Here is a 21400-nt window from a genome sequence, read left to right as displayed (position 1 = left end):
AGCGTTCAGCGAATGTTTGCCAAAGCCTTCGCGGCCGGATCAGCAAAGGACCAAAGATGCGCACAGTGATTTTCGATCTCGATGGCACGCTGGCGGACACCTCCGCCGATCTGATCGCTGCGGCGAATGCCTGTTTCAGAGGGCTGGGCTATGGCGACGTCCTTGATCCGAAAGCGGACGCGCATACGGCCTTTCGCGGCGCGCGCGCGATGCTGCGCCTTGGCTATTCGCGGGTGCAGCCGACGTTCTCCGACGAGGATGTGATGGCGCAATATCCGATCCTGATAGACACCTATGCCGAACATATCGACACTCACACGCGCCTTTATGACGGCGCGGCGGAAGCGGTCGAAGGCTTGCGCCGCGATGGCTATGCCGTGGGGGTGTGCACCAACAAGCCCGAGGATCTGGCGGATCGTTTGCTGACCCGGTTGGGCATCCGCGATCTGTTTGGCTCAATGATCGGGGCGAAAACCGTGGGCGTGTCGAAACCCGATCCGAAACCCTATCTCGCGGCGGTGGAAGAGGCGGGGGGCGTCTTGTCCCAGTCTTATCTGGTGGGTGACACGGAAACCGACCGGGAAACCGCGCGTGCGGCGGGGGTGCCCTGCGCGCTTGTGACCTTTGGGCCGGACGGGGACGGGGTCAAACGGCTCTCTCCGGAGGCGATTTTGACGCATTATAGTGAGCTGGGCCTGCTAACGAAGGAGCTGATCGGATGAGCGACGAAGTGTTTCGCGGCAATTTCACCCAGCAGGAGCCGATCCCGGAAGAGGCGATCGAGAAGGCCGTTGAGGTGATGCGCTCTGGCCGTTTGCATCGCTACAACACGGCGCCGGGGGAGAAGGGCGAGGTGGCCGAGCTTGAAGAAGAGTTCGCCGCTTACACCGGCGCGAAATACTGTCTCGCGGTGGCGTCGGGCGGCTATGCGCTGGGCTGTGCGCTGCGGGCCTTGGAGGTGCAGCCGGGCGAGCCGGTCCTGACCAACGCCTTCACGCTGGCACCGGTGCCGGGGGCGATTGCTTCTGTGGGCGCGAAGCCGGTGTTTGTCGGCGTGACCGAAGGTCTGGTAATCGATCTCGACGATTTGCAGGTGAAAATCGCGGAAAGCGGCGCGAAGGTTCTGATGCTGTCGCACATGCGCGGGCATATCGTCGATATGGACGCGCTGATGTACATCTGTAACGGCGCGGGTGTCGCTGTGATCGAGGATTGCGCGCATACGATGGGCGCGCATTGGGACGGGGTGCCGTCCGGGCGGCATGGTGTGATCGGCTGCTATTCGACCCAGACCTACAAGCATATCAACTCGGGTGAGGGCGGGTTCCTCATCACCGATGACGAAGAGATTGCCGCACGGGCGATCATGCTCTCGGGCTCTTACATGCTTTACGTCAAACATTCGGCCGGGCCGGATGCAGAGGTGTTCGAAAAGGTCAAGTACACAACGCCCAATGTGTCTGGGCGGATGGATCACCTGCGTGCTGCGATCCTGCGGGTGCAGCTCCGGTCTCTCGATGCTCAGGTGGAGAACTGGAACGCGCGCTACAGGGTGGTCGAAGAGGGGCTGCGCAGCACGCCGGGTCTGACGCTGATCGAACGGCCCCAGCAAGAGCACTATGTCGGATCGTCCATTCAGTTCCTCCTGATGGACTGGCCGGATGAGAAAATCGAAGCGCTGGTCGCGGCTTGCCTCAAACGCGGCGTGGAACTCAAATGGTTCGGTGCGCCGGAGCCGGTGGCCTTTACCTCGCGTTATGAAAGCTGGCGTTATTGTGAGGCGCAAAGCCTGCCGGACAGTGACCGCGTTCTGCGGGCGATTATGGACATGCGTTTGCCTCTGACCTTTCGTCTTGAGGATTGCGCCCTCTTGGCGCGGATTATCCGCGATGAGGTGAGCAAGGCAGAACAGCTTTGAACGATGAAACGGTTCTTTCACTTTGAGTTGTAAGTGGAAGTTCAACATTTCCTACTAAAATAATAAGAAATTCATATACGAATCAAATACTCGGTCAGACTTCGTTGCGGCGCAGCAAAAAACGCGTGAGCCGGTAAAAAAATTCGTGAAGCCCCTTGAAAGCATGGGCTTTGTGAGACTCGGTTTGGTTGACCATATTGTCGCAGGGGGCTAAACCACATCAAGCTAGCAAAGCAGCGCGCCTGCGATCGCCCGACACCGAAGTCCCGCGAAGAGGCGCGCAGATCAAGGAGCCGCTCGTGGAAGACTTGCTTCGGGAATATCTCCCCATCGTCATTTTCATCGGCCTCGCCATTGCGCTGGGTCTGGTGTTCATCTTCGCAGCCCTCATCCTCGCCGTTCGCAATCCCGACCCTGAAAAAGTCTCGGCCTATGAATGTGGTTTCAACGCATTCGACGACGCGCGGATGAAATTCGATGTGCGGTTCTACCTCGTGTCGATCCTCTTCATCATCTTCGATCTCGAAATCGCCTTCCTCTTCCCTTGGGCTGTTGCCTTCAAGGACCTGAGCATGACGGGCTTCTGGTCGATGATGGTGTTCTTGGGCGTGCTGACCGTGGGCTTCGCCTATGAATGGAAGAAAGGGGCGCTGGAATGGGCGTGATGACTTCTGCCAATACCGCCGGGGCCGACAAAGACGTCGCCACGCAGGCTCTGAACACAGAGTTGCAGGACAAGGGCTTTCTGCTCACCTCGACCGAGGACATGATCAACTGGGCCCGCACCGGGTCGCTGCACTGGATGACCTTTGGTCTTGCCTGTTGCGCCGTCGAGATGATGCAGACCTCCATGCCGCGCTATGATCTCGAACGGTTCGGTACCGCTCCGCGTGCTTCCCCGCGCCAGTCTGACCTGATGATCGTCGCTGGCACGCTGACCAACAAAATGGCCCCGGCGCTGCGCAAAGTGTACGACCAGATGCCTGAACCGCGTTACGTGATTTCCATGGGCTCCTGCGCCAATGGCGGCGGCTATTACCATTACAGCTATTCGGTTGTGCGCGGCTGTGACCGCATCGTGCCGGTGGATGTTTACGTGCCCGGCTGCCCGCCGACCGCAGAAGCGCTGATGTACGGATTGTTGCAATTGCAGCGTAAAATTCGCCGCACCGGCACGATCGCCCGCTGAGGAGAGGAACTTATGAGCGAAGAAGCCCTCAAGGAACTCGCCGCCCATATCGAGCTGAAACGTCCCGATGACGTGCTCTCGACCAAGGTGGAATATGGCGAGCTGACCGTGACCGTGACCCCGTCCGGGATCACCGATTTCGTTGATTTCCTCAAAGCCGACGGGAGTTGCAGGTTCTCCACGTTGATCGACATCACGGCGGTGGACTACCCGGAACGCGATCAACGCTTCGACGTGGTCTATCACTTCCTGTCGATGTACCAGAACCACCGCATCCGTCTGGTGGCGGCGCTGCGCGAGGAAGAGACGATCCCGTCGATCACCTCCGTGCACCCCTCTGCTGGCTGGTTTGAGCGCGAAGTGTTCGACATGTTCGGCCTGATTTTCTCCGGCCACCCGGACCTGCGCCGCATTCTCACCGACTACGGTTTCCGCGGTCACCCGCTGCGCAAAGACTTCCCGGCGACGGGCTACACCGAAGTGCGCTATGACGAAGAGCTGAAACGCGTCGTCTATGAGCCGGTGAGCCTCGTGCAGGAATACCGCCAGTTCGACAATCTGTCCCCGTGGGAAGGTGCGAAATACATCCTCCCGGGGGATGAGAAAGGGGCGTAAAGCGTGAGCGGCGATCCGGCCATTATGATCTGCGTCGGCGCGACGAAAGCGGGCACCAGCTCGCTGTACCGCTATTTGCATGATCACCCGGATTGCCACATGCGCTCCATCAAGGAAATCCACTATTTCGATACGGTGGATTTCGATGATTATGCGCATCAGTTCGACGTTTACGCCCGTCTGCGCGCCGATTTGATCCGGCGTCAGGACGTTGCACGCAACAACGAGAACAAGTGGAAGGTCGGCAATCTCCAGCGTCAGATCGATGACGTGGACGAGATGGTGCGCATCCTCAAACTTGGACGCGAGGGCGTGTCGGATTACCTGTTCTACCTGCTCGACGGGATCGGCGAGAAGAAACTCGCGGGGGACATCACGCCGGGCTACGGTCTTTTGACCGAAGAGCGACTGCGCGAGATGGCTCATATGGCCCCCGACGTGCGGTTTGTCTTTCTGATGCGCGATCCGGTGGACCGGCTTTGGTCTCACGCCCGGATGCAGGCCACGCGCCAGCGTCAGCCCGGCGAAGAGATCGAGATCAAGGCCCGGCGGATCATGAACCGCACGATGAAAAAGGGCATGGAGACCCATATTCCCGAACGCGGCGACTATGCCGGGATCGTGGAGAAACTCAAACGGGCGGTGCCCGAGGACAAGCTTTTCGTCGGGTTCACCGAGGATGTGCTGTCGGGCGAGGGGCTGTCACAGCTCTGTGCCTTCCTCGGGATTTCCGAGGCCCCCGTGGACCAAGAACCGCATGCGCATGAAGGTGTGCATCTGAAACTGAGCGACAAGCAACGGCATGAGGCGGCGCAATTCCTGGCCCCGCAATATGCCTATGTCGAAAAGACCTTTGGCCCGCTGCCCGCGCGGTGGCAGGCGAACATGGCGAGGATCTGAGAATGGACGTCGATATCCGGCAAAACACCTACGATGACGGCTCGCGCGATGCGACCGACACCGAACAGAAGATCCGGAACTTCAACATCAACTTCGGGCCTCAGCACCCTGCGGCCCACGGCGTGTTGCGGATGGTTCTGGAGCTGGACGGTGAGATCGTGGAGCGCGCCGACCCGCATATCGGTCTGTTGCACCGCGGTACTGAGAAGCTGATGGAGAACCGTACCTATCTCCAGAACCTGCCGTATCTCGACCGTCTCGATTACGTCGCGCCGATGAATCAGGAACATGCCTGGTGTCTGGCGATTGAGAAACTCGCGGGGGTCGAAATCCCGCGCCGCGCCTCGCTGATCCGTGTGCTTTACTCGGAGATTGGCCGCGTTCTGAACCACCTTCTGAACACCACGACCGGCGCGATGGACGTGGGCGCTCTGACCCCGCCGCTTTGGGGCTTTGAAGAGCGTGAAAAGCTCATGATCTTCTACGAGCGCGCCTGCGGTGCGCGTCTGCACTCCGCCTATTTCCGTCCGGGCGGCGTCCACCAAGACCTGCCGCCGGAGCTGATCGACGATATCGAAGCTTGGGCCGATCACTTCCCGAAAGTCCTCGCCGACATTCACTACCTTCTGGATGACAACCGCATCTTCAAACAGCGGACCGTGGACATCGGTATCATCAACGAGGATGAGGCTCAGGAGTGGGGCTTTTCCGGTGTGATGGTGCGCGGCTCCGGCCTTGCATGGGATTTGCGCCGCAGCCAGCCTTATGAGTGCTACAACGAATTCGACTTCCAAATCCCGGTGGGCACCAATGGTGACTGCTATGACCGTTACATGGTCCGCATGATGGAAATGGAAGAGTCGACCAAGATCATCAAACAGGCCTGCGCGCTGCTGCGCCTGCCGGAAAATCAGGGCGACGTTCTGGTTCGGGGCAAACTCACCCCGCCGAAGCGGAAGGATATGAAGACCTCCATGGAGGCGCTTATCCACCACTTCAAACTCTACACCGAAGGGTTCAAGCTTCCGAAAGGCGAGGTGTTTGCCTCCGTCGAAGCGCCGAAAGGCGAGTTTGGGGTGTTCCTCGTGTCCGACGGGACCAACAAACCCTACCGCGCCAAACTCCGGGCGCCGGGCTACCTTCACTTGCAGGCGATGGATCATATGGCCAAAGGCCACCAGCTCGCGGACGTCTCCGCTCTCATCGCCACCATGGACATCGTTTTCGGGGAGGTCGACCGCTAATGCTCCGCCGTCTTTATTCTGAACAACCCGCCTCTTTCGAATACACTGAGGCGAACCTCGCCTGGGCGCAGGGGCAAATCGCCAAGTATCCGGACGGGCGTCAGCAATCCGCGATCATTCCGCTTTTGTGGCGGGCGCAGGAACAGCAGGGCTGGCTCACCAAACCGGCGATCGAATATGTCGCCGATCTTCTGGGCATGCCCTATATGCGCGCGCTCGAAGTCGCGACTTTCTACTTCATGTTCCAGCTGCAACCGGTTGGTTCCGTTGCACATATTCAGGTCTGTGGCACCACGACCTGCATGATCTGCGGCTCTGGTGACATCATTGACGTCTGCAAACGTCGCATCGCGGCCAACCCGTTTGAGTTGTCCGCCGATGGCAAGTTCAGCTGGGAAGAGGTCGAGTGCCTTGGCGCCTGTGCCAACGCCCCGATGGCCGCAATCGGCAAGGATTACTACGAAGATCTGACCGCCGAGAATTTCGAGAAACTGCTCGATCAGATGGAAGCGGGCAATGTGCCGCTGCCGGGCTCGCAGCAGGGCCGCTATGCGGCTGAACCCGCTGGCGGTCCGAATGTTCTGGCTGAGCATGTCGGCACCGGCGCGCAATACAACGGCTCCGTGCAGCGCGCGGTGGACATTGGCGATACGCTCAAACGCATCGACGGCACCGAAGTGCCGCTTCTGACACCGTGGATTTCCAAAGGCGCAGGTCATGGGGCCGTTGCGAAACCCGCTCCGGCTCCGAAGCCGGCGGTGCAACAGGCGGCTGAGAAAAAGGCCGAGGCTCCGAAAACTGACGCGCCTGCCGTGGAAGAGAAAGAGCCGGAACTGCTGAGCGCGGCGCGCGAGGGTGGGGCGGACGATCTCAAGAAACTCAAAGGCGTCGGGCCGAAGCTTGAGCAGACGCTCAATGAGCTTGGCTTCTATCATTTCGATCAGGTCGCGGCATGGACCCCGGCAGAGATCGCTTGGGTGGACAGCCGTTTGAAATTCAAAGGCCGGATCGAACGTGACGGCTGGATTGAACAAGCCAAAATTCTGGCTGCGGGTGGGGAAACGGAATTCTCCAAACGCGCGAAATAACGAAGACGACAAGACAGAGAGGCCAAAGGCCCGATGAAAACCTGACAGGGACCGGTAAAGGAGAACACGATGAGTGAGGTAACGACGAAGATGCCGAAGATTTGGTTGATCGCAGCAATCTGCGGTGTGCTGGCCTTTTTGGCGCTGTTGATGATCGCGGGGTATTCCACCGCGGCCTCGCTCATTGTGGGCGTGCTTGTGGCCCTGCTCGTCGCCATTCTGTTGTGGATCGGCTGGTATCAAGAGGAGCCCGCTGTCGAAGGTCATCCCGAAGCGGCAGTCAGTGCGCAGGGGCTGATGGAAACCTCCGGGATCGGCGATGAGCCAGCCGCTTCTGCGGCTGACGAGATTGCACCTGAACCGCATGCCAGCGACACCCGCGAAGTGCGCTCTGCCGCTGCGGCTGAAACGCCTGCGGCCGAGCCGGTTGTCGAGGACGAACCGGTTACCGAAGAAGAGCCGGTTGCCGAGGTTGTCGAAGAGGTTGCTGCTCCGGTCGCTGCCACTCCGGTCGCCGAGAGCGCTTCCACCGCCGATGATCTCAAACAGATCAAGGGCGTCGGTCCGAAAATCGAAGTGCAGCTCCATGAGCGTGGGCTGACAACTTTCGCGCAGATCGCGGCCTTGAGCGGCGAAGAGATCGAAGCTCTGGGCGATGCGCTCAAAGGCACCTCGGCGGCGCAACTGACGAAATGGGCCGAACAGGCCAAGCTTCTCGCCTCCGGCGCGGAGACGGAATTCTCGAAACGCGTCAAAGATGGCGACGTGTACTGAGGAGTGAAAGACAATGGTTCCCGATAAGGACCGACAATTGGAGCGCAAGACACGGCGGATGGCCGTGATGGTTGCTGCGACGATGGTGCTTTGGATCGGGGCCCAATGGTTGGGCGGGACGCATGTGGTGCCGATGCGCTACGTGATCCTGTTCGACCTCGCAGCTCTGGCCGCATTCTTTTGGGCCATGGTGGTGATTTATCGGATCTGGCGCGACAAGCGTCAGCAGGATTGAAGGAATAAGAGCGATGCTCAAGGATCAGGATCGGATCTTTACCAACCTCTACGGGATGAACGACCGTAGCCTCAAAGGCGCAATGGCTCGCGGCCATTGGGACGGAACGGCTGGCATTCTCGCCAACGGGCGCGACTGGATCATCGAACAGGTGAAAGCCTCCGGTCTGCGCGGTCGTGGCGGCGCGGGCTTCCCGACCGGTCTGAAATGGTCCTTCATGCCAAAAGAAAGCGATGGTCGCCCGGCCTATCTGGTGATCAACGCCGATGAATCCGAGCCTGCGACCTGTAAAGACCGCGAAATCATGCGTCACGACCCGCACACGCTGGTCGAGGGCGCGCTGATCGCCGGTTTCGCGATGGGGGCGGTGGCCGCTTACATCTACATTCGTGGTGAATACATCCGGGAACGCGAGGCGCTTCAGGCCGCAATCGACGAAGCCTATGACGCCGGTTTCCTTGGCCGCAACGCCTGCAAATCCGGTTATGATTTCGACGTCTACCTGCACCACGGGGCAGGGGCCTATATCTGCGGCGAAGAAACCGCGCTGCTCGAAAGCCTTGAGGGCAAAAAGGGCATGCCCCGCATGAAACCGCCGTTCCCGGCGGGCGCGGGCCTTTATGGCTGCCCGACCACGGTGAACAACGTGGAATCCATTTCTGTTGTGCCGACGATCCTGCGGCGCGGCCCGGAATGGTTCTCCTCCTTCGGTCGTCCGAACAACGCGGGCACCAAGCTCATGGCGCTGACCGGCCACGTCAACACGCCCTGCGTGTTCGAAGAAGAGATGTCGCTCTCCGTGCGCGAGATCATCGAGAAACACGGCGGCGGCATTCGTGGCGGCTGGGACAATCTGAAAGCCATCATCCCGGGTGGGGCCTCCTGTCCGGTGCTGCCGAAATCGGCGCTTGAAGATGCGATTTTCGATTACGACTGGATGCGGGAGAACAAATCCTCCTTCGGCACCGGCTGTATGATCGTCATGGACAATTCCGTGGATGTGGTGAAAGCCGTCTGGCGTCTGACGAAATTCTTCAAACATGAAAGCTGTGGCCAATGTACGCCGTGCCGCGAAGGCACCGGCTGGATGAGCCGCGTGATGGATCGTCTGGTGACGGGGGATGCGGAGATCGAAGAGATCGACATGCTGCTCTCCGTGACCAAACAGATCGAAGGTCACACGATCTGCGCCCTCGGCGACGCGGCGGCCTGGCCGATCCAAGGCCTCGTGCGTCACTTCCGCGACGAGATCGAAGAGCGTATCAAGATCAAGAAAACCGGCCGCGTGTCGGCGGCCTTTGCGGCGGAGTAAAACCTGTGAATTTTTGGCTTGAAACACAATTTGGCGAATTTGGTGGTGGTGCAGTTTTGCTCCTCCTCGGCGCCATTGCGTTTCTCGCTTCTCTTCACGGCCTTTGTGCCAAATTGGAATTTAAGAGCATTCAAGGCGATGGCAAGAGAGGTCTCTTGTTCGGCTGGAGCAAGGATGTGACCCGTCGTATGTTTTTCGCCCATTTCTGGGCGCTCTACGGTTTGCTTGGATTTGCTATTGGGTTGTTTGCTCTGGAGGTAAAACTTTAATGACTTCGACCAAACATACCGCGGAGCTTAACGTCGGGCGTTCCAACGCTTCGGTGACGTCTTCGCCTGTGGTCGGGTTTGAGAGCATGTCGGGGCGGGGCAAACGGACGCTGAAGTCCGCACTCGCCATATTGCCAATAACGCTGCTCGCCGCCTGCCAGGTGGATCAGGCGAACGAAGCGATGCGTGGCATGTCCGTGGACCGCATGACGGTCGCGCGGGCGGCGTTCCGGGATATGGGCACCGAAGAGCTGGCGGGCATGCTGCTGTTGTCCGAAGACATCGCCGATAGCTGCGAAGACATCTCGACCCATGGGCAGGTTCGGACCTTGTTGTCGTCGCGGGTGGAACGGTTGCCGTTCAGCGACCCGCAGGTCAATCAGACCCGGCTTGAAACGGCGCGCTCGGGCTTTTCCGCGCGCCATGGCCTGATGGGCGCGGGAGATACCAAGGCGTATTGCGCTGCGGTCAAGGTGGAAATGAAACAGATGACGCCTCTGGGTGCGACGTTGATGGAGGAGGTGCTGTGATGAGAATGCTCGTGAAACCCTCACTGATCGCTGCGCTGACGCTAACCTTTGGTGCCGCATCCGCAGCCGAGCTTAAACCGCTGCGTGAAGTGAAAGAAATCGACCAGAACATGCTCTGGGCGGCTCTGGCCGTCGAGGTGAGCGACGAATGCCCGACCATCGAGGTGAAGAAGATCAAAGGTCTGTCTTTCCTGTGGGGGCTGAAAAACAAGGCGTCTTCCATGGGCTACTCGGATGATGAAATCCGGGCCTATGTCGAAAGCGACAAGGAAGAGGCGCGTATCCGCAAGCTTGGCGAAGAGGTTATTCGCCATGCGGGCTTTGATCCGAAGACAGAGCAAGGGCTCTGCGGCTTTGGTGAGGCGGAGATTGCGAAGGGATCCATCGTTGGATCTTTTCTGAGGAGTGACAAATGAAACTTGGTTTTGCATATGCTGCGCTTTTGGCGCTGATGACTGGTCCGGCGATGGCGCAAAGCGCGATCACCGAAGATCCGGATATCCGCGCGCCTTTGGTGGACAACATGATCGTCACGGAGCTGACGACGATCTGTCCGCGACTTGCCCCGCGCACGTATCAGATCAACAAACAGGCCAAAACCATGATGGAGACGATCGTTTCCAAGGGCTATGGCGCAGACGACATTCAAACGCTTCAGGATCCGGCTTTCTTGGCGGTTCTGGCGCATGAATCACAGAATTTCTTTGCCGCCCAAGGCATCGAGAAACGAGATACGGAGGCGATGTGCGCCTTCGGCAAAGCACAGATTGCAAAGCGCACGACGCTCGGCAAGCTGATGAAGAACAGGTGACGTGACTATGGCAGATACGCGCAAAATCATCATTGACGGGAACGAGATCGAAGTCGATCCGGCCATGACGCTCCTACAGGCTTGTGAGGAAGCCGGGATCGAAGTGCCGCGTTTCTGCTACCATGAACGGCTGTCGATTGCGGGCAACTGCCGCATGTGCCTCGTGGAAGTCGTGGGCGGTCCGCCGAAACCGGCGGCGAGCTGTGCGATGCAGGTCAAGGACATGCGCGGTGGCCGCAATGGCGAGCTGCCGGAGATCAAGACTAACTCGCCGATGGTGAAGAAAGCCCGCGAAGGGGTGATGGAATTCCTCCTGATCAACCACCCGCTCGATTGCCCGATCTGCGATCAGGGCGGCGAGTGCGATCTTCAGGATCAGGCCATGGCCTACGGTGTGGATTTCTCCCGCTTCCGCGAAGCGAAACGCGCTTCCGAGAACCTGAACCTCGGCCCGCTCGTGGCGACCACCATGACGCGTTGCATTTCCTGCACCCGCTGTGTGCGCTTCACGACCGAAGTCGCGGGCATCACCCAGATGGGCCAGACGGGGCGCGGTGAGGATGCGGAGATTTCCAGCTATCTCAACCAGACGCTCGACTCGAACCTGCAGGGCAACATCATCGACCTGTGCCCGGTCGGGGCGCTGACCTCGAAACCCTATGCTTTCACCGCGCGCCCGTGGGAACTGACCAAGACCGAGACCATCGACGTGATGGACGCGCTTGGCTCGAACATCCGGGTGGACACCAAAGGCCGCGAAGTGATGCGCATTCTGCCGCGCAACCACGACGAGGTGAACGAGGAGTGGATTTCCGACAAGACCCGCTTCATCTGGGACGGTCTGAAACGCCAACGCATCGACACGCCTTACATCCGCAAAAACGGCAAACTGACCAAAGCGACGTGGGCCGAGGCTCTGTCCGCCGCCGCCGCTGCCATGAAGGGCAAAAAGGTTGCGGCTCTGGTCGGTGATCTCGCCCCGGTCGAAGCGATCTATGCGCTCAAAGGTCTGGTCGAAGGGCTGGGTGGCACTATCGAATGCCGCGTGGATGGCGCGAAACTGCCCATCGGCAACCGCGGCGTTTATGCCGGGACCGCGAGTATCGCCGATATCGACGATGCGAAATACATTCAGCTGATCGGCACCAACCCGCGTGACGAAGCGCCGGTGCTGAACGCTCGTATCCGCAAAGCTTGGGCCAAAGGCGCCAAGGTCGGTCTCGTCGGCGCAGCCGCCGATCTGACCTATGACTACGCTCATGTCGGCACCGATCGTGCGGCGCTTGAAGGCCTTCTCGGTCATCAGTACGGCGACGTGCTTGAGCAACCGTCCATCATCATCGTTGGCGCGGGCGCGATCAACGAGGCCGATGGCGAAGCGGTTCTGGCCACGGCGCAGAAACTGGCGGAAGCGACCGGCTCCAAACTCATGGTTCTGCACACTGCCGCTTCCCGTGTGGGCGCGATGGATGTGAATGCCGTGACCGAAGGCGGGCTGGACGCTGCGACCAACGGGGCAGAGGTGATCTACAACCTCGGTGCCGACGAGGTCGAAATCGCTGACGGTCCCTTCGTGATCTACCAAGGCTCCCACGGCGATCTTGGCGCACACCGCGCCGACGTGATCCTGCCGGGTGCGGCCTACACGGAAGAGAACGGTCTCTTCGTGAACCTCGAAGGCCGTCCGCAGCTTGCGCTGCGCGCCGCTTTCCCGCCGGGTGATGCGAAAGAGAACTGGGCGATCCTGCGGGCGCTGTCCGCCGAGCTTGGTGCGACCTTGCCCTACGATACGCTGGCGCAGCTGCGCAACGCGCTGATCAAGGACGTTCCGCATCTCGCGATGATCGACAGCGTGCCGGAAAACGCGGTGGTTGCTCTGCCCGAGAAGAAACTCGGCAACGCCACCTTCCGCAACGCGATCAAGGATTTCTATCTCAGCAACCCGATCGCACGCGCCTCCGTGCTCATGGCGGAACTGTCCGCCATGGCCAAGGCGCGCACTGAGACGCCGGTGGCGGCTGAGTGATGGCGCTGAGCGGGGCACATATCGCCGGTTTCGGGCTTATGGCGCTGGTTCTGTCCGGATGCGGAAAGACCTGCTGCACGGCTCTGGTGCCGGATGTGTCGCGCGCGGCGCAGACAACCGATTTTCTCGGGGTGGAGACCCGTCTTCTCGACGGCGATCTGGTGAATTTTTTCGTCTCCGCACAAGGAGATGGGGCAAAAGACAGCGTGGTGGCCTATGCCGATTGTGCCGCCGCGCAATATGCGTTGATCCGAGGGTTCGGATTTGCGCGCCATGTGCGCACAAATGTCGCACATGAGGGTGGAATTTGGCGGGCAGATGCTGTTTACACCATCTCGCCAGCGCTCCCCGATGGTTTGCGCCAGCTCGACGCTGAAGTCGTCGTCGCGAACTGCCGGGACAACGGAATACCGACGGTGTGAAAGGCTAGGACGACAATGGTCGAATATTTCACGACAACTAATCTGGGGATCTTTCTGCTCACCCTTGGGCAGATTTTGCTGGTCCTCGTGCCGCTCTTCGTGGCGCTCGCCTTCCTGATGTATGGCGACCGGAAAATCTGGGCGGCTGTCCAGATGCGCAAAGGTCCGAACATCGTGGGTGTTTTCGGCCTGTTGCAGTCCTTCGCGGACTTCCTCAAATACCTCGTCAAAGAGGTGGTGGTCCCGGCCGGGGCCGATAAATTCGTCTTCTACCTCGCGCCGATGATCACTTTCATCACGGCGGCCATCGCCTGGGCGGTGATCCCGTGGAACGACGGCTGGGTGATCTCCGACATCAACGTCGCGATCCTCTACATCTTCGCGATTTCTTCGCTTGAGGTGTACGGCGTGATCATGGGCGGTTGGGCCTCCAACTCGAAATACCCGTTCCTCGGCTCGCTGCGCTCCGCCGCGCAGATGATCTCTTACGAGGTGTCCATCGGTCTGATCATCATCGGTGTGATCATCTCCACCGGCTCCATGAACTTCGGCGATATCGTCGCGGCGCAAGACGGGATGGGGATTCTGTCCTGGTACTGGCTGCCGCACTTCCCGATGGTCTTCCTGTTCTTCGTCTCCGCGCTCGCCGAAACCAACCGTCCGCCGTTCGATTTGCCAGAGGCTGAATCCGAACTCGTCGCGGGCTATCAGGTGGAATACTCCTCCACGCCGTTCCTGCTCTTCATGATGGGCGAGCTGATGGCGGTGGTGCTGATGTGCGCGCTGATCACGGTGCTGTTCTTCGGCGGCTGGAACTCCCCGGTTGAATTCTTGCCCGACGGCATCCTCTGGATGATCGGCAAGATGCTGTTCTTCTTCTTCATCTTCTCGATGGTGAAAGCCATCGTTCCGCGCTACCGCTACGACCAGCTGATGCGTATCGGTTGGAAAGTCTTCCTGCCGATCTCGCTCGTCTGGGTCGTTCTGATCGCGTTCCTTGCAAAATACGAAGTCCTTGGCGCGTTCTGGGCGCGCTGGACGATGGGAGGCTGATCCATGGCTCAAGAGTTCGATTACACCCGTGCCGCCAAGTATTTCCTGATGATGGATATCTGGGCCGGCTTCAAAATCGGTCTGCGGTATTTCTTCGCGCCCAAGGCGACGATCAACTACCCGCACGAGAAAGGCCCGCTTTCCCCGCGTTTTCGCGGTGAGCACGCGCTGCGCCGTTATCCGAATGGCGAGGAACGCTGCATCGCTTGTAAGCTTTGCGAAGCGATCTGCCCGGCGCAGGCCATCACCATCGACGCCGAACCGCGCGAAGACGGCTCGCGGCGCACCACGCGCTACGACATCGATATGACGAAATGCATCTACTGCGGCTTCTGCCAAGAGGCCTGCCCGGTGGACGCGATCGTCGAAGGCCCGAACTTTGAATTCTCCACCGAGACGCGTGAAGAACTGTTCTACGACAAGGAAAAACTCCTTGAGAACGGCGCGCGTTGGGAAGCGGAGATTGCCCGTAACCTCGAACTGGATGCGCCATACCGGTAATCCGGAGCGCCAAGGGAGCTGACCGTTGAACGATTTCGCCAAAATGTTCGGAGAGATGATCGCGCAGAGCCAGAAGATGGCCTCGGCCTTCAATCCGGCTTTGGAGAATTTTCAGGTGCCCGCCTTCGACAAGCTGTTCCCGACGATGGGGAAAGAGCAGATGGAGATGCTCTGGGGCAACACGTTCAACCCGGACGGTCTCGACAGCAAAACGCGCCTTCTGGTCGTTCTCGCCGGGATGACCGCGCAGGGCGCGCAGGCCGAGGTGCCGTTCAAACTGACCGTCCGCCACGCTCTGGAGGCGGGGGCCACACAAAAAGAGATCGCGGAAGTGATCTACCAAATGTCAATGCTGGGCGGTGTGCCCGCAATGTCAAAAGCACTGGAGTTGGCGCAGACCGTCTTCTCCGAGACGCAGGAGGACAGTGAATGACTGTCGCGGATTTCGCATTTTATTGTTTTGCCATCCTGATGCTGGTGGGCGGGGCCTTTACCGTGGTCTCGAAGAACCCGGTGCATTCGGTGCTCTGGCTTATCCTCACCTTCCTGTCGGCCGCCGGGCTTTTCGTCCTTCTGGGGGCTGAATTCGTCGCGATGCTCCTGATCATCGTCTATGTCGGCGCCGTCATGGTGTTGTTCCTTTTCGTGGTCATGATGCTGGATGTCGATTTCGCCGCGCTCAAGGCGGGGGCGGCAAAATACCTGCCCTTCGGTCTGCTGATCGGCGTGGTGTTGATCATGCAGCTTTTCCTCGCCTTCGGGGATTGGCACAGCGCGCCGGGCGCAGAGGCCCTGCATCAGGCGGTGACACCGGATGCGGTCGAGGTCCACAACACCGCAGCGCTTGGTCTGTTGATGTATGACCAATACCTGATGCTGTTCCAACTCGCGGGGCTGGTGCTGCTGGTCTCGATGATCGGCGCGATCACCCTGACGCTGCGCCACCGTTCGGACATCAAACGCCAGAACGTGCTGCACCAGATGTATCGCAAACCGGAAGAGGCCTTCGAGATGAAGGACGTGAAACCGGGGCAGGGGCTTTAAGCCCGGAAGAATGATCGGGGCGACCGCGTGCCGCCCCGCAGATGAGGCCGCCAGAGCGCGGCGAGAGAGAAAGAACTGAGGGACGACATGGTCGGACTTGAACATTACCTGACAGTGGCCGCAACGCTGTTTGTCATCGGCATCTTCGGGCTCTTTTTGAACCGAAAGAACGTCATCATCATCTTGATGTCCATCGAGTTGATCCTGTTGTCGGTCAATATCAACCTTGTCGCCTTCTCCTCTTTCATGGGGGATCTGACGGGACAGATTTTCACGATGCTCGTGCTCACCGTGGCAGCCGCCGAGGCCGCCATCGGGCTTGCGATCCTCGTGGGGTTCTTCCGCAACCGCGGCACGATCGACGTCGAAGACGTCAACGTGATGAAAGGGTAACAGGCTATGGAATCGATCATCCTCTTCGCGCCGCTCGTCGGTGCCATCATCGCGGGCTTCGGCTGGCGCGTGATCAGCGAGCAGGGCGCGCAGTATGTCTCCACGGCGCTGTTGTTCCTAGCGGCGATCCTGTCTTGGGTTCTCTTTCTCTCCTTTGACGGTTCGACCCAACACATCACGCTCATGCGTTGGATCGACAGCGGCTCGGTTCAGGTCAACTGGGGCATCCGGATCGACCGGCTGACGACGATCATGCTGGTCGTGGTCAACACGGTCTCGGCGCTCGTGCACCTCTATTCCATCGGCTACATGGCCCATGATGAGAATTTTGATGAGGGCGAGAACTACAAAGGGCGCTTCTTCGCCTTCCTGTCTCTCTTCACCTTCACCATGCTGATGCTCGTCACCGCCGACAACCTGATCCAGATGTTCTTCGGCTGGGAAGGCGTTGGTCTCGCGTCCTACCTTCTGATCGGCTTCTACTTTAAAAAGCCCTCCGCGGGCGCCGCCTCGATGAAAGCCTTCATCGTCAACCGGGTGGGGGACTTCGGGTTCCTGCTTGGTGTGCTGGGCCTGTTCTTCGTGGTGGATGACATTCGCTTCGATGCGGTCTTTGCATCTGGCCCGATGCTGGCGGATACGACGTTGCATTTTCTCTGGGGTGACTGGAACGCGGCCAATCTGATCGCGGTTCTTCTGTTCATCGGTGCGATGGGGAAATCGGCGCAGCTCTTCCTGCACACTTGGTTGCCGGACGCGATGGAAGGCCCGACCCCTGTGTCGGCGCTGATCCACGCCGCGACCATGGTGACCGCAGGCGTCTTCCTCGTCTGCCGCATGTCGCCGATCTTTGAATACGCACCGCAAGCGCAGATGTTCGTCGTCTACATCGGCGCGACCACGGCCTTCTTCGCGGCCACGGTCGGTCTCGTGCAGAACGACATCAAACGCGTCATCGCTTACTCCACCTGTTCGCAGCTCGGCTACATGTTCGTGGCCGCCGGTGTCGGCGCTTACGGTCCCGCGATGTTCCACCTGCTGACGCACGCCTTCTTTAAAGCGATGCTCTTCCTCGGCGCGGGGTCGGTCATCACCGCGATGCACCACGAACAGGACATGCGCAATTACGGCAACCTGCGTCACAAGATCCCGTTCACCTTCTGGATGATGATCATCGGCACGCTTGCGATCACAGGTGTCGGCATTCCGCTCACCCATATCGGTTTTGCAGGCTTCCTGTCGAAAGACTCGATCATTGAGAGCGCCTATGCCTCCGGTGTCGGCTATGCCTTCTGGATGCTGGTCATCGCGGCGCTGTTCACCTCCTTCTACTCCTGGCGTCTGATCTTCATGACCTTCTTCGGCAAGGAACGCGGCGATCATCATGCCCATGAGCATGCCCATGAAAGCCCGCTTGTGATGCTGGTCCCGATTGGCGTCTTGTCCATCGGTGCGATCTTCGGCGGGATGATCTGGTACAACAGTTTCTTCGGCGATCATGACAAAATGACCGAATTCTTCGGCATGCCGCAGCACGCGCAGGTCGAGATGGTCGATGGTCATGGGACTGAGGCGGCTGCCACCGACGAGCATGTCGCAGCGGCTGACACGCATGGCGAAGACATGGTCGAGGGTATGGCGCCGCAGGGCGCGATCTTCCTCGCCGCCGACAATACGGTTCTGGACGATGCGCACCATGCCCCGGCTTGGGTGAAAGTCTCGCCCTTCATCGCGATGGCCATCGGTTTCGTCATTGCTCTGTGGTTCTACATCTGGAGCCCGGCGCTGCCGAAGAAACTGGCCGAGAACCAGCCGGTCGCCTACCGCTTCCTGCTCAATAAGTGGTATTTCGACGAGATTTACACCGCGATCTTCATCCGTCCCGCCCTCGCGATTGGTCGTTTCTTCTGGAAACGCGGCGATGAGATGGTGATCGACGGTGCGCTCAACGGTCTCGCCATGAACGTCGTGCCCTTCATCACCCGGCTCGCGGGCCGGGCTCAGACGGGCTTCATCTTTACATATGCGTTTAGCATGGTTCTGGGGATTGTACTCTTGATTACCTGGATGACGATTGGCGGGGGTGCACAGTAATGGATAACGTGCTTTCCTTCGTCACCTTCCTTCCGACGGTGGCCGCTCTTGTTCTGGCCTTCTTCCTGCATGGCGATGACGAAATTGCCCAGCTCAACGCGAAACGGCTGGCGCTGTTCGCGACGGTGATCACCTTCGTGATCTCTCTGTTCATCCTCTTTGGGTTCGATCCGGACAATACCGGCTTCCAGATGGTTGAAGAAACCGATTGGATCATGGGCCTGAAATACAAGGTCGGCGTCGATGGCATCTCGGTGCTCTTCGTGATGCTGATCACCTCGCTCATGCCGATCACCATTTGGTCGACGTGGAAAACCACGAAACGCGTCAAGGAATACATGATCGCGTTCCTCGTGCTTGAGACTTTCATGCTCGGCGCGTTCACCGCGCTTGACCTGTTCCTCTTCTACCTGTTCTTCGAAGCCTGTCTGATCCCGATGTTCTTGATCATCGGCATCTGGGGCGGCCCGCGCCGGATTTACGCGACCTTCAAATTCTTCCTCTACACTTTCGTCGGCTCCGTGCTGATGCTGGTGGCGATGATCGCGATGTATATCGACGCCGGCACCGCCGACATCGAACAGCTTATGCAGCACCAGTTCTCTTATGACACCATCACGGTTCTGGGCATGAGCATTCCGGGCGGCTTCCAGATGCTGGCTTTCCTCGCCTTCTTCGTCTCCTTCGCGGTGAAGATGCCGATGTGGCCGGTGCACACCTGGTTGCCGGATGCCCACGTCGAAGCGCCGACGGCTGGCTCCGTGGACCTTGCCGCTATTCTGCTGAAAGTCGGTGGCTACGGCTTCCTGCGCTTCTCGCTTCCGATGTTCCCGGTCGCGGCGGATATGCTCGACACGTTTGTCCTGACGCTCTCGGTCATCGCGATTGTCTACGCATCGCTGGTGGCGCTTGTGCAGGAGGATATGAAAAAGCTCATCGCCTACAGCTCTGTCGCGCACATGGGCTATGTCACCGCAGGTATCTTTACCTTCACGCAACAGGGGGTTGACGGGGCCGTCTTCCAGATGCTCTCGCACGGCTATGTGTCCAGTGCGCTCTTCCTGCTCGTCGGTGTCGTCTATGACCGGATCCACACGCGTGAGATTTCGGCCTATGGCGGCTTGGTCAACCGGATGCCGGCCTATGCCGCCGTCTTCATGTTCTTCACCATGGCCAACGTCGGCCTGCCGGGGACCGGCGGGTTCATCGGGGAATTCCTGACCCTCGTCGGCATGTACAAGGTCAACACCTGGATCGCGCTCGTCGCGACGAGTGGTGTGATCCTGTCCGCCGGCTATGCGCTCTGGCTCTACCGCAAGGTGATGCTGGGCGATCTGATCAAGGAGAGCCTCAAGGGGATCAAAGATATGTCCTCGCGTGAGAAATGGATCTTTGCGCCGCTCATCGCGATCACCCTGCTTTTGGGGATCTACCCCTCGCTGGTGACGGATATCATTGGCCCCTCGGTTGAGGCGCTGGTCACGAACTATCACAATGCTCTGCAACTGGCCGCAGACGCAGCCGTTCAGTAAGGGACACGGGATATGACCTCTACAGATTTTTCCATCGTCCTGCCGGAAGTATTCCTTGTCGTCTACGGCATGGCAGCACTGCTCTTCGCGGTTTACACCGAGAAGGACAAATACGCAGGGCTCGTCACTTGGATCACCTCCGCCGTCATGCTGGTTGTTGCGCTCTGGATCGGGTTTCAGAACGAAGCGAATGCTGTTGCGTTCCATGGCATGTTCATTGACGACAGCTTCGCGCGCTTCGGCAAGATCGGGGCGCTGCTCGCGGCTGCGGCGGTTCTTGCGATGTCTTGTGACTTCCTCGACAAGCGCGGTTATGGCCGCTTCGAATATCCGATCCTGATCCTGTTTGCGACCGTCGGCATGATGGTCATGGTCTCTGCGGGCGATCTGATGGCGCTCTACATGGGCCTCGAACTGATGTCGCTGTCGCTTTATGTGATCGCCTCGATCCGCCGGGATACGCGCTCCAACGAGGCGGGCCTCAAGTACTTCGTGCTTGGCTCGCTGTCCTCCGGCCTGCTGCTTTACGGCGCTTCGCTGATCTACGGGTTTGCGGGCACAACCTCCTTCGCCGGGATCATTTCCGTGGTGCAGGGCAACGTGCCGATCGGCGTTCTCTTCGGCCTCGTGTTCGTGATGACCGGTCTTGCGTTCAAAGTCTCCGCCGTGCCGTTCCACATGTGGACGCCGGATGTGTACGAAGGCGCTCCGACGCCGACGACCGCCTTCTTCGCCACCGCGCCGAAGCTTGCCGCCATGGGCCTTTTCGCCCGTGTGCTCTATGATGCTTTCGGCGGCATTCCGGGCGACTGGCAGCAAATTCTTGCGGTCATCTCGGTCGCTTCCATGTTCTGGGGCGCATTCGCCGGGATCGGGCAGACCAACATCAAACGTCTGATGGCCTATTCCTCGATCACCCATATGGGCTTTGCTCTGATGGGGCTTGCCTCCGCAGATGAACAAGGTGTCTCGGCCGCGCTGCTCTACATGGCGATCTATGTCACGATGAACATCGGGGTTTTCGCCTTCATCATCGCGATGGAGCGCGACGGCAAGCCGATTTACGACATCTCCGCGTTGAACCAGTATTCGACCTATGCGCCGCTCAAGGCTCTGGCCGTGCTGATCCTGTTCTTCTCGCTTGCAGGTGTGCCGCCGACCCTCGGTTTCTTCGGCAAACTGGTCATCCTCAACGCGGCATGGTCCGCAGGTCTCGGCTGGCTCGCCGTCATGGGCGTTCTCGCCTCTGTCATCGCGGCCTATTACTACCTCCGTATCGTGTACCTGATGTATTTCGGGGGCGAAGCCGATCCGCTTGATGAGAACAAGAGTATGGCCGCCAACGCCTTCCTGTTCGTCTCGGCTGCCGTGACGCTTGTGGGGATCGCCAATATGTTTGGTGTCGACCACATGGCGGCTGCTGCTGCGGAAGCGCTGCTGAAGTGATCGG

Annotated in this window: 25 protein-coding genes; all 25 read left to right on the top strand. The window is 59.4% G+C overall.

The window, feature by feature from the left end:
- Positions 1-56 precede the first annotated feature (56 nt).
- Positions 57-722: an HAD-IA family hydrolase gene (locus ACYBHZ_RS12355; protein ID WP_460274588.1), complete on the top strand. Its 666-nt coding sequence runs from the start codon at positions 57-59 to the stop codon at positions 720-722.
- Complete coding sequence (locus ACYBHZ_RS12350; protein ID WP_460274587.1) at positions 719-1918, top strand: DegT/DnrJ/EryC1/StrS family aminotransferase; 1200 nt, start codon at positions 719-721, stop codon at positions 1916-1918. Before ACYBHZ_RS12355 ends, ACYBHZ_RS12350 begins: the two co-directional genes overlap by 4 nt.
- A 299-nt stretch (positions 1919-2217) precedes the next feature.
- Positions 2218-2583: an NADH-quinone oxidoreductase subunit A gene (locus tag ACYBHZ_RS12345; protein WP_043870546.1), complete on the top strand. Its 366-nt coding sequence runs from the start codon at positions 2218-2220 to the stop codon at positions 2581-2583.
- Positions 2574-3107, top strand: a complete 534-nt coding sequence (locus tag ACYBHZ_RS12340) for a NuoB/complex I 20 kDa subunit family protein (protein WP_460274586.1) — start codon at positions 2574-2576, stop codon at positions 3105-3107. The genes ACYBHZ_RS12345 and ACYBHZ_RS12340 overlap by 10 nt, the downstream gene beginning before the upstream one ends.
- Positions 3108-3119: 12 nt before the next feature.
- The gene (locus ACYBHZ_RS12335) at positions 3120-3722 is read left to right on the top strand and encodes an NADH-quinone oxidoreductase subunit C (protein WP_460274585.1); all 603 of its coding nucleotides are present in this window, start codon (positions 3120-3122) and stop codon (positions 3720-3722) included.
- Positions 3723-3725: 3 nt separating this feature from the next.
- A complete protein-coding gene (locus ACYBHZ_RS12330) occupies positions 3726-4622 on the top strand; it encodes a sulfotransferase (RefSeq protein WP_460274584.1) in 897 nt (298 codons plus the stop codon).
- Positions 4623-4624: 2 nt separating this feature from the next.
- On the top strand, positions 4625-5866 hold the full coding sequence (locus ACYBHZ_RS12325; protein ID WP_460274583.1) for an NADH-quinone oxidoreductase subunit D: 1242 nt from the start codon (positions 4625-4627) through the stop codon (positions 5864-5866).
- Positions 5866-6954, top strand: a complete 1089-nt coding sequence (nuoE, locus tag ACYBHZ_RS12320; RefSeq protein WP_460274582.1) for an NADH-quinone oxidoreductase subunit NuoE — start codon at positions 5866-5868, stop codon at positions 6952-6954. Before ACYBHZ_RS12325 ends, nuoE begins: the two co-directional genes overlap by 1 nt.
- 69 nt (positions 6955-7023) lie before the next feature.
- Positions 7024-7728, top strand: coding sequence for a helix-hairpin-helix domain-containing protein (locus ACYBHZ_RS12315; RefSeq protein WP_460274581.1), 705 nt, complete (start codon positions 7024-7026; stop codon positions 7726-7728).
- Between the two features lie 13 nt (positions 7729-7741).
- Positions 7742-7963 (top strand): DUF5337 domain-containing protein, encoded by a 222-nt coding sequence (locus ACYBHZ_RS12310; protein ID WP_460274580.1) that lies wholly within the window; start codon positions 7742-7744, stop codon positions 7961-7963.
- Between the two features lie 13 nt (positions 7964-7976).
- Positions 7977-9275 carry an NADH-quinone oxidoreductase subunit NuoF gene (gene nuoF / locus ACYBHZ_RS12305; protein ID WP_460274579.1) on the top strand — a complete coding sequence of 433 codons (1299 nt, stop codon included), beginning with the start codon at positions 7977-7979 and terminating at the stop codon, positions 9273-9275.
- A gap of 5 nt (positions 9276-9280) precedes the next feature.
- Positions 9281-9544, top strand: a complete 264-nt coding sequence (locus tag ACYBHZ_RS12300; RefSeq protein ID WP_460274578.1) for a hypothetical protein — start codon at positions 9281-9283, stop codon at positions 9542-9544.
- On the top strand, positions 9544-10074 hold the full coding sequence (locus ACYBHZ_RS12295) for a hypothetical protein (protein WP_460274577.1): 531 nt from the start codon (positions 9544-9546) through the stop codon (positions 10072-10074). Before ACYBHZ_RS12300 ends, ACYBHZ_RS12295 begins: the two co-directional genes overlap by 1 nt.
- On the top strand, positions 10074-10490 hold the full coding sequence (locus ACYBHZ_RS12290; RefSeq protein WP_460274576.1) for a DUF5333 domain-containing protein: 417 nt from the start codon (positions 10074-10076) through the stop codon (positions 10488-10490). Before ACYBHZ_RS12295 ends, ACYBHZ_RS12290 begins: the two co-directional genes overlap by 1 nt.
- The gene (locus ACYBHZ_RS12285; RefSeq protein WP_460274575.1) at positions 10487-10885 is read left to right on the top strand and encodes a DUF5333 family protein; all 399 of its coding nucleotides are present in this window, start codon (positions 10487-10489) and stop codon (positions 10883-10885) included. Before ACYBHZ_RS12290 ends, ACYBHZ_RS12285 begins: the two co-directional genes overlap by 4 nt.
- Positions 10886-10892: 7 nt before the next feature.
- A complete protein-coding gene (gene nuoG, locus ACYBHZ_RS12280; RefSeq protein WP_460274574.1) occupies positions 10893-12911 on the top strand; it encodes an NADH-quinone oxidoreductase subunit NuoG in 2019 nt (672 codons plus the stop codon).
- Positions 12911-13333, top strand: coding sequence for a hypothetical protein (locus ACYBHZ_RS12275; RefSeq protein WP_460274573.1), 423 nt, complete (start codon positions 12911-12913; stop codon positions 13331-13333). Before nuoG ends, ACYBHZ_RS12275 begins: the two co-directional genes overlap by 1 nt.
- A 15-nt stretch (positions 13334-13348) precedes the next feature.
- Positions 13349-14386: an NADH-quinone oxidoreductase subunit NuoH gene (nuoH, locus tag ACYBHZ_RS12270; RefSeq protein ID WP_460274572.1), complete on the top strand. Its 1038-nt coding sequence runs from the start codon at positions 13349-13351 to the stop codon at positions 14384-14386.
- Positions 14387-14389: 3 nt separating this feature from the next.
- Positions 14390-14887, top strand: coding sequence for an NADH-quinone oxidoreductase subunit NuoI (gene nuoI / locus ACYBHZ_RS12265; protein WP_460274571.1), 498 nt, complete (start codon positions 14390-14392; stop codon positions 14885-14887).
- 43 nt (positions 14888-14930) lie between these two features.
- The gene (locus ACYBHZ_RS12260) at positions 14931-15320 is read left to right on the top strand and encodes a carboxymuconolactone decarboxylase family protein (RefSeq protein ID WP_460274765.1); all 390 of its coding nucleotides are present in this window, start codon (positions 14931-14933) and stop codon (positions 15318-15320) included.
- Positions 15317-15931: an NADH-quinone oxidoreductase subunit J gene (locus ACYBHZ_RS12255; RefSeq protein WP_460274570.1), complete on the top strand. Its 615-nt coding sequence runs from the start codon at positions 15317-15319 to the stop codon at positions 15929-15931. The genes ACYBHZ_RS12260 and ACYBHZ_RS12255 overlap by 4 nt, the downstream gene beginning before the upstream one ends.
- A gap of 87 nt (positions 15932-16018) precedes the next feature.
- Positions 16019-16324 (top strand): NADH-quinone oxidoreductase subunit NuoK, encoded by a 306-nt coding sequence (nuoK, locus tag ACYBHZ_RS12250; RefSeq protein WP_460274569.1) that lies wholly within the window; start codon positions 16019-16021, stop codon positions 16322-16324.
- A gap of 6 nt (positions 16325-16330) precedes the next feature.
- Positions 16331-18418 carry an NADH-quinone oxidoreductase subunit L gene (gene nuoL / locus ACYBHZ_RS12245; RefSeq protein ID WP_460274568.1) on the top strand — a complete coding sequence of 696 codons (2088 nt, stop codon included), beginning with the start codon at positions 16331-16333 and terminating at the stop codon, positions 18416-18418.
- Positions 18418-19950 carry an NADH-quinone oxidoreductase subunit M gene (locus ACYBHZ_RS12240; protein ID WP_460274567.1) on the top strand — a complete coding sequence of 511 codons (1533 nt, stop codon included), beginning with the start codon at positions 18418-18420 and terminating at the stop codon, positions 19948-19950. The genes nuoL and ACYBHZ_RS12240 overlap by 1 nt, the downstream gene beginning before the upstream one ends.
- A gap of 12 nt (positions 19951-19962) precedes the next feature.
- Positions 19963-21396, top strand: a complete 1434-nt coding sequence (nuoN, locus tag ACYBHZ_RS12235; protein ID WP_460274566.1) for an NADH-quinone oxidoreductase subunit NuoN — start codon at positions 19963-19965, stop codon at positions 21394-21396.
- The last annotated feature ends 4 nt before the right edge of the window (positions 21397-21400 follow it).

This window comes from Celeribacter sp. ULVN23_4, from assembly GCF_054788345.1.
The sequence above is the reverse complement of the archived record's forward strand: the minus strand, read 5'-3'. Positions and strand labels throughout refer to the sequence as shown.

Coding starts and splice junctions, on each gene's coding strand:
- nuoG (WP_460274574.1), top strand. CDS start 10,893: ATGGCAGATACGCGCAAAATCATCATTGACGGGAACGAGATCGAAGTC.
- nuoL (WP_460274568.1), top strand. CDS start 16,331: ATGGAATCGATCATCCTCTTCGCGCCGCTCGTCGGTGCCATCATCGCG.
- ACYBHZ_RS12310 (WP_460274580.1), top strand. CDS start 7,742: ATGGTTCCCGATAAGGACCGACAATTGGAGCGCAAGACACGGCGGATG.
- ACYBHZ_RS12325 (WP_460274583.1), top strand. CDS start 4,625: ATGGACGTCGATATCCGGCAAAACACCTACGATGACGGCTCGCGCGAT.
- nuoH (WP_460274572.1), top strand. CDS start 13,349: ATGGTCGAATATTTCACGACAACTAATCTGGGGATCTTTCTGCTCACC.
- nuoN (WP_460274566.1), top strand. CDS start 19,963: ATGACCTCTACAGATTTTTCCATCGTCCTGCCGGAAGTATTCCTTGTC.
- ACYBHZ_RS12255 (WP_460274570.1), top strand. CDS start 15,317: ATGACTGTCGCGGATTTCGCATTTTATTGTTTTGCCATCCTGATGCTG.
- ACYBHZ_RS12335 (WP_460274585.1), top strand. CDS start 3,120: ATGAGCGAAGAAGCCCTCAAGGAACTCGCCGCCCATATCGAGCTGAAA.
- ACYBHZ_RS12240 (WP_460274567.1), top strand. CDS start 18,418: ATGGATAACGTGCTTTCCTTCGTCACCTTCCTTCCGACGGTGGCCGCT.
- ACYBHZ_RS12295 (WP_460274577.1), top strand. CDS start 9,544: ATGACTTCGACCAAACATACCGCGGAGCTTAACGTCGGGCGTTCCAAC.
- ACYBHZ_RS12290 (WP_460274576.1), top strand. CDS start 10,074: ATGAGAATGCTCGTGAAACCCTCACTGATCGCTGCGCTGACGCTAACC.
- ACYBHZ_RS12260 (WP_460274765.1), top strand. CDS start 14,931: ATGTTCGGAGAGATGATCGCGCAGAGCCAGAAGATGGCCTCGGCCTTC.
- ACYBHZ_RS12285 (WP_460274575.1), top strand. CDS start 10,487: ATGAAACTTGGTTTTGCATATGCTGCGCTTTTGGCGCTGATGACTGGT.
- nuoK (WP_460274569.1), top strand. CDS start 16,019: ATGGTCGGACTTGAACATTACCTGACAGTGGCCGCAACGCTGTTTGTC.
- ACYBHZ_RS12315 (WP_460274581.1), top strand. CDS start 7,024: ATGAGTGAGGTAACGACGAAGATGCCGAAGATTTGGTTGATCGCAGCA.
- ACYBHZ_RS12275 (WP_460274573.1), top strand. CDS start 12,911: ATGGCGCTGAGCGGGGCACATATCGCCGGTTTCGGGCTTATGGCGCTG.
- ACYBHZ_RS12350 (WP_460274587.1), top strand. CDS start 719: ATGAGCGACGAAGTGTTTCGCGGCAATTTCACCCAGCAGGAGCCGATC.
- nuoE (WP_460274582.1), top strand. CDS start 5,866: ATGCTCCGCCGTCTTTATTCTGAACAACCCGCCTCTTTCGAATACACT.
- nuoI (WP_460274571.1), top strand. CDS start 14,390: ATGGCTCAAGAGTTCGATTACACCCGTGCCGCCAAGTATTTCCTGATG.
- nuoF (WP_460274579.1), top strand. CDS start 7,977: ATGCTCAAGGATCAGGATCGGATCTTTACCAACCTCTACGGGATGAAC.
- ACYBHZ_RS12340 (WP_460274586.1), top strand. CDS start 2,574: ATGGGCGTGATGACTTCTGCCAATACCGCCGGGGCCGACAAAGACGTC.
- ACYBHZ_RS12355 (WP_460274588.1), top strand. CDS start 57: ATGCGCACAGTGATTTTCGATCTCGATGGCACGCTGGCGGACACCTCC.